Origin of the sequence: Streptomyces sp. NPDC049887, assembly GCF_040656535.1 — a bacterium.
In the GTDB taxonomy this organism is placed as follows: domain Bacteria; phylum Actinomycetota; class Actinomycetes; order Streptomycetales; family Streptomycetaceae; genus Streptomyces.
The window spans coordinates 1-1,485 of the sequence record NZ_JBFAMM010000051.1 but is presented as its reverse complement, the minus strand read 5'-3'; the positions used below and the strand labels follow the sequence as shown (position 1 = coordinate 1,485).

The 1,485-nt window shown below is 70.9% G+C and carries 1 protein-coding gene; it reads left to right on the top strand.

Features of this window, described 5'->3' with window-relative positions:
* The first annotated feature begins 262 nt into the window (after positions 1-262).
* Positions 263-1,465, top strand: coding sequence for an IS110 family transposase (locus tag AB0J10_RS31715; protein WP_363066546.1), 1,203 nt, complete (start codon positions 263-265; stop codon positions 1,463-1,465).
* The last annotated feature ends 20 nt before the right edge of the window (positions 1,466-1,485 follow it).

Sequence of the window (1,485 nt, the reverse complement as noted above, 5' to 3'; positions counted from 1 at the left end):
CCCCGTTATCTTCTTCGCGGTCCTGCAAGAGGGCCGCTGGCCTCCGGGCCCGGCATGACTGTTGCCCCCTGTCGAACGGATGACCTGGGGGGTGGTGTCACCGGGCCCGAGGGGTGCCGTCGGAGACGCTGATCAGAGGTCCGACCACCGCCCGGCCGGGCGCAATGCCCGGCCGCTCGCGGGCGGCAGGTCTGCATAACGTGGATGCGCGAGAACGGCTCCCGACCCCGGGGCCGGCACGCATCGACACAGTGGGGGCACGGTGATCAGCATCGACGGGGCGGGCGTCTTCCTGGGCCTGGACGTCGGCAAGCAGACGCATCACGGACACGGTCTGACCCCGGCCGGGAAGAAGGTCTTCGACAAGCCGCTGCCGAACAGCGAGCCGAAGCTGCGGGCCGTCTTCGACAAGCTCCGGGCCAAGTTCGGCACCGTTCTGGTGGTCGTGGACCAGCCCGCATCCATCGGCGCCCTCCCGCTGACCGTCGCCCGGGACGCCGGCTGCCAGGTCGCCTACCTGCCCGGGCTCGCGATGCGCAGGATCGCCGATCTCTATCCCGGCGAGGCCAAGACCGACGCGAAGGACGCGGCCGTAATCGCGGACGCCGCCCGCACCATGCCCCACACCCTGCGCACCCTGGACCTGGCCGACGAGGTCACCGCGGAGCTGACGATGCTGGTCGGTTTCGACCAGGACCTCGCCGGCGAGGCCAACCGCACCAGCAACCGCATCCGCGGCCTGCTCACCCAGTTCCACCCCAGCCTGGAACGCGTCCTGGGCCCGCGTCTGGACCACCAGGCCGTCACCTGGCTCCTCGAGCGCTATGGCTCCCCGGCCGCTCTGCGCAAGGCCGGCCGCCGCAGGCTGGTCGAGGTCGTCCGTCCGAGGGCCCCGCGCATGGCCGAGCGGCTGGTCGACGACATCTTCACCGCACTCGACGAGCAGACGGTCGTCGTCCCGGGCACCGGCACCCTCGACGTGATCGTCCCGTCGCTGGCGAAGTCGCTGGCCGCCGTCCACGAACAACGCCGGGCCCTGGAGGCCCGGATCGAGGCCCTGCTGGAGGCCCACCCTCTTTCCCAGGTCCTGACCTCGATGCCCGGCATCGGCGTCAGGACCGCCGCAGTCCTCCTGACCACCGTCGGCGACGGCAGCTCGTTCCCGACCGCCGGCCACCTCGCCTCCTACGCCGGACTCGCCCCGGCGACCCGGCAGTCGGGCACGTCGATCCACGGCGAACACGCCCCCAGAGGCGGGAACCGGCAGCTGAAACGGGCAATGTTCCTCTCCGCGTTCGCAGCCCTGCACGACCCCGCCTCACGGACCTACTACGACCGCTGCCGAGCCCGCGGCAAAACCCACACCCAAGCCCTCCTCCGCCTCGCCCGCCACCGCATCAGCGTCCTGTTCGCCATGCTCCGCGACGGAACCTTCTACGAACCGAGAAGCCCCCGCACAGCTTGACGAAAAACATAGAGGCACCC